Source organism: Nodosilinea sp. LEGE 07298 (genome assembly GCF_015207265.1).
In the GTDB taxonomy this organism is placed as follows: domain Bacteria; phylum Cyanobacteriota; class Cyanobacteriia; order Phormidesmidales; family Phormidesmidaceae; genus Nodosilinea.
In genome coordinates this window covers 1-4,121 of the sequence record NZ_JADEXE010000440.1, presented here as the reverse complement: position 1 = coordinate 4,121, position 4,121 = coordinate 1, and the positions used below count along the sequence as shown (strand labels likewise).

The following is a 4,121-nucleotide window of genomic DNA, read 5'->3' as shown; positions in this document are numbered from 1 at the left end:
CCCTAGCCCCGCCCCTCAGCCTGAAAATTTCAACGACCCCAGCTTAGTCACTAGAAGTGCAGAGATCATCTGCGTTGGTACCGAGCTACTGCTGGGGGATATTCTCAACAGCAACGCTCAATTTTTAGCCCAAGAGCTGGCCGCTCTGGGAATTGCCCACTATTACCAAACCGTGGTGGGCGACAATCCGGCCCGAATTCAGCAGGTGGTGACTCTGGCCGCAGAGCGCTCCGGCGACGCAAAGCTGCTGCTGTTTACCGGCGGCCTTGGCCCTACCCCCGACGACCTGACCATAGAGACGCTGGCCGACCTGTTTGGTGCCCCCCTGGTAGAGCATGCCGACCTGCTGGCAGATATTGAAGCCAAATTTACGGCGCGGGGCCGCACGATGCCCCCCAGCAACCGCAAACAGGCACTGCTGCCGGAGGGAGCCATGGTATTGCCCAACCCCCAGGGCACCGCTCCTGGCATCATCTGGTCACCACGCCCCAGCTTAACCCTCATGACCTTTCCCGGCGTGCCGCGTGAAATGCAGGCCATGTGGCGCGAAACCGCTGTGCCCTACCTGCGCGCTAGGGGCTGGGTGACGACTACGATTGTCAGCCGTATGCTGAGGTTTTGGGGCATTAGCGAATCGGCTTTGGCCGAGCAGGTGGCCCCTTACCTCAGCCAGGGCAACCCCACGGTGGCCCCTTACGCCAGCAAGGGCGAAGCCAAACTGCGCATTAGCGTCAGGGCTGACTCAACCGCCGCCGCTCTGGCTCAAATTGAGCCGGTGGAAGCAGGCATTCGCGCCCTGATGAAAGACAACTGCTACGGGGCCGACGATGATACCTTGGCCTCGGTGGTGGGTGATCTCTTGCTGCAGCGCCAGCAGACGGTGGCTGTGGCTGAGTCGTGCACTGGGGGCGGCCTGGGCCAACTACTGACCGATATAGCTGGTAGCTCAGCCTATTTTTACGGCGGTGTCATTGCCTACGACAACCGCGTTAAGGTTAACCTGCTCAAGGTCGAGGCGGCTGTTTTAGACACGCAAGGGGCCGTGAGTGCGATTGTCGCTGAGCAAATGGCGCTGGGGGCCAAGGTGCTGCTGCACACTGACTGGGCCTTGAGCATTACCGGCATTGCCGGACCGGGGGGCGGTAGCCCTGACAAACCTGTGGGGCTAGTCTACATTGGCCTGGCTGCTCCCAGCGGCGAGGTGGTGAGCTACAGACACGAGTTTTCTGGCTACCGGGGGCGCGACTGGGTGCGCCAACTCAGCGCTCTTTCTGCTCTCGATGCCCTGCGCCGCAACCTGCTGTAACGGGTGGGTTGATCATTTGCTTCAATTGGCTATTATGTAATTATGGAAAAGTGCAGCCCCTATTAGCTCCACTAACCTGGGCTTTACTGACCTGGGTCAGTGTTTAGGCAAGAACAGATGGGGTGGCGTGTGCCAGTAAGGAGTTTTATCCTAATGGATTACATCGAAGAGGCTCTCGAAAAACTGCGCGATTGGGTCGATAGGGTCATCGAGGCTCTATTTGGTCCCGAAACCCAGGTCGAGCCTGAGCTGATCCCCATTCCTGTGGATGAGCCCCGTCGCTAGGTCACTCTCTAAAGCTTAAATTTTTGGTAAGCGGTTTTCCTGCTGAAATTTGAGCCGGTTGTGACAGATCCCGTCCGGTTTGAGTAAGGCTTTAAGGCGTCGAGATAATCGACGTTATGAGGAACTAGGCCATTGTTTAGGGTTCAGGTTGTCCACGGTCCCAACTTGAACATGCTGGGTTTGCGAGAACCCGGCATTTACGGTAGCCAAACGCTAGCTACGATCGAAGCGATGCTGGCTAAGGAGTCGGGGTACGTAGGGGCAGCTTTAAAGTTTTTTCAATCGAACAGCGAAGGTGCGTTAGTAGATTGCATCCAGGCTTGCTACGGCCAGCAGGATGGCATCTTAATCAATCCTGGTGCCTATACACACACCAGCGTCGCGATTCGAGATGCGATCGCCGCTGTAGGCCTACCCACCGTCGAGGTACACCTCAGCAATATCCACAAGCGCGAACCCTTTCGCCACCACTCCTACATTGCTGCCGTAGCCGTAGGGCAAATTTGTGGTTTTGGATCCGACAGCTATCGCCTTGGTTTGTATGGACTGGTGCAGCACCTCAAGAGTCTTCAGCAGGGGCTTAGGGATGAGTAGGTGAAGTGGGTGGACGGTCGGGTAGATGGGTAGATGGGTGCGGGGTCGGTAAACGGCTGGTGGTTTAGACTTGAACCGACGCAAACTTTTCCTAGCTCTTTCCCTATCTGTATGGCCACCGCCACGATTAAATTTCTTCAGGTACCCACGTCTCAAGACTGGGTTGAGCAGGCCCTGGCCAATCTCGACGAAATTTTGCTGGACCACGCCCAGTGCGAGCGTAAGGCGGCGGGGGTGGCGATGGGTTTAATCAACCGATACCCATCAGATGCTGAGTTGGTCAAGGCTCTGACCGCGATCGCCCAGGAAGAACTGGCTCACTTTGCCCAGGTTAATCAGTGGCTCGAACGCCGTGGTGTAGCCTTTGGGCCGTTACCGCCGCCGTCCTACGGGGCTGCCCTACATCAGCAGGTGCGCTCCGTCGAACCCCACCGCCAGCTCGATGTTCTGCTGGTATCGGCCCTAATCGAAGCCCGCAGCCATGAGCGGTTAGGGCTTCTGGGCCAGCACTGCCCCGATTCGGACCTGGCTCACTTTTACCGCAGCCTGATGGCCTCGGAAGCTCGCCACTACGGGGCTTACTGGGTGCTCGCTACGGGCCGTTTCCCGCGCGCCGAGGTCGAGGCTCGGCTAGAAACCCTGGCTGTCGCAGAAAGCGAGATTTTATCTACTCTGCATCCGCACCCCCGCATTCACAGCTAACGCATTCACCGCTCACAACATCTGATGATGCCCATCGAACACCGCAGCACCTTTGGTCCCTACCTGATTCGCAGTTGGCAGCCCGGCGATCGCGATGACGCCCTTGCCCTGATTGCTCAGGTGCTGCAAGAATATAACCTGACCTGCGAGCCCGCTGACAGCGATCGCGATGCCCAAGACGTTGAGGTCTGCTACTGGGAGACTGGCGGCGAATTTTGGGTCGTGGAGGTTGACGAGGTACTGGTTGGAACCGCAGGCTATCGACCCACCAGCCGTGGCCTCAGCGCTGTAGAGCTGCGCAAAATGTATCTGCGGCCCCAGGCGCGGGGGCAGGGGCTGGGGCGCTACCTGCTGAGCACGATGGAGTCGGCCATTCAGCAACGCGGTTTTGAGGAGATTTGGCTGGAAACCGCCTCAGTGCTCAAAGAAGCCGTGGGGCTGTACGAAGCGAGCGGCTATAAACCAGCCAGCGGCGTGGAGACAGCCAGGTGCGATCGCGTCTACCGCAAAAAACTGGCTCCATCTAAATTTGACCAAAATTAGGGCTAGTGAAGCTTCAGGGCTATGGTGTTTAACCTGCCTACCCAGACAACGTACAAGCCATACAGTATTATTCCCCAAGTCGGTCGTCCCAGGCTCCAGGCCCTAAACCGACAGAATTTAGCTATAATCGCCACATTCCTACTGGGCAAGGCCGTTTTGATTGCCATCTACCCCGGCAGTTTTGACCCCATTACCTTGGGCCATGTCGACATCATTACCCGTGGCAGTCGATTGTTTGAACGGGTGATAGTGCTGGTGTCTAGCAATCCTAACAAAGTGCCTATGTTTTCTACCGATGAGCGCATGCATCAAATTGAGCGTTCGGTAGGTCACCTCAGCAACGTCGATATCGATCACTACGACGGCCTCACCATCACTTACGCTCGCCAGCGACAGGCCCAAGTGCTGCTGCGGGGGCTACGGGTGCTCTCCGATTTCGAAAAAGAGCTGCAAATGGCGCATACTAATAAAACCCTGGCCGACGATATCGAAACTCTCTTTCTCTCGACCTCTACAGAGTACGGCTTTCTCAGCAGCAGCCTGGTCAAAGAAATTGCTCGCTTTGGCGGCCCCATCGACCATCTTGTTCCCCACCATGTAGCGCGAGACATTTACCAATGCTACGCCCAGACCCCGCCCGCCTCAATGCCCAGCCCCGCCATGGTCAACCCCGCGGTGCCCAGTCCATCGG

General features: G+C 57.4%; 6 protein-coding genes. All 6 read left to right on the top strand.

Annotation, left to right across the window (positions count from 1 at the left end; genetic code table 11):
* The first annotated feature begins 64 nt into the window (after positions 1 to 64).
* Positions 65 to 1,306 carry a competence/damage-inducible protein A gene (locus IQ273_RS31230; protein WP_194026981.1) on the top strand — a complete coding sequence of 414 codons (1,242 nt, stop codon included), beginning with the start codon at positions 65 to 67 and terminating at the stop codon, positions 1,304 to 1,306.
* Between the two features lie 153 nt (positions 1,307 to 1,459).
* Positions 1,460 to 1,591 carry a hypothetical protein gene (locus IQ273_RS34600; RefSeq protein WP_255534761.1) on the top strand — a complete coding sequence of 44 codons (132 nt, stop codon included), beginning with the start codon at positions 1,460 to 1,462 and terminating at the stop codon, positions 1,589 to 1,591.
* A 132-nt stretch (positions 1,592 to 1,723) separates the two neighbouring features.
* Positions 1,724 to 2,185 (top strand): type II 3-dehydroquinate dehydratase, encoded by a 462-nt coding sequence (aroQ, locus tag IQ273_RS31225; protein ID WP_194026978.1) that lies wholly within the window; start codon positions 1,724 to 1,726, stop codon positions 2,183 to 2,185.
* Positions 2,186 to 2,296: 111 nt separating this feature from the next.
* Entirely contained in the window at positions 2,297 to 2,887 is a 591-nt protein-coding gene (locus tag IQ273_RS31220) for a tRNA-(ms[2]io[6]A)-hydroxylase (RefSeq protein ID WP_194026977.1), read from the top strand.
* Between the two features lie 27 nt (positions 2,888 to 2,914).
* The gene (locus IQ273_RS31215; RefSeq protein WP_194026980.1) at positions 2,915 to 3,430 is read left to right on the top strand and encodes a GNAT family N-acetyltransferase; all 516 of its coding nucleotides are present in this window, start codon (positions 2,915 to 2,917) and stop codon (positions 3,428 to 3,430) included.
* Positions 3,431 to 3,586: 156 nt separating this feature from the next.
* Positions 3,587 to 4,121 (top strand): pantetheine-phosphate adenylyltransferase (coaD, locus tag IQ273_RS31210; RefSeq protein ID WP_194026979.1); only part of this gene is annotated, 535 nt, incomplete at its 3' end.

What these genes read in the sequence shown, in the direction of transcription:
- IQ273_RS34600 (WP_255534761.1), top strand. Translation starts at nt 1,460, where the DNA reads ATGGATTACATCGAAGAGGCTCTCGAAAAACTGCGCGATTGGGTCGAT.
- IQ273_RS31220 (WP_194026977.1), top strand. Translation starts at nt 2,297, where the DNA reads ATGGCCACCGCCACGATTAAATTTCTTCAGGTACCCACGTCTCAAGAC.
- IQ273_RS31215 (WP_194026980.1), top strand. Translation starts at nt 2,915, where the DNA reads ATGCCCATCGAACACCGCAGCACCTTTGGTCCCTACCTGATTCGCAGT.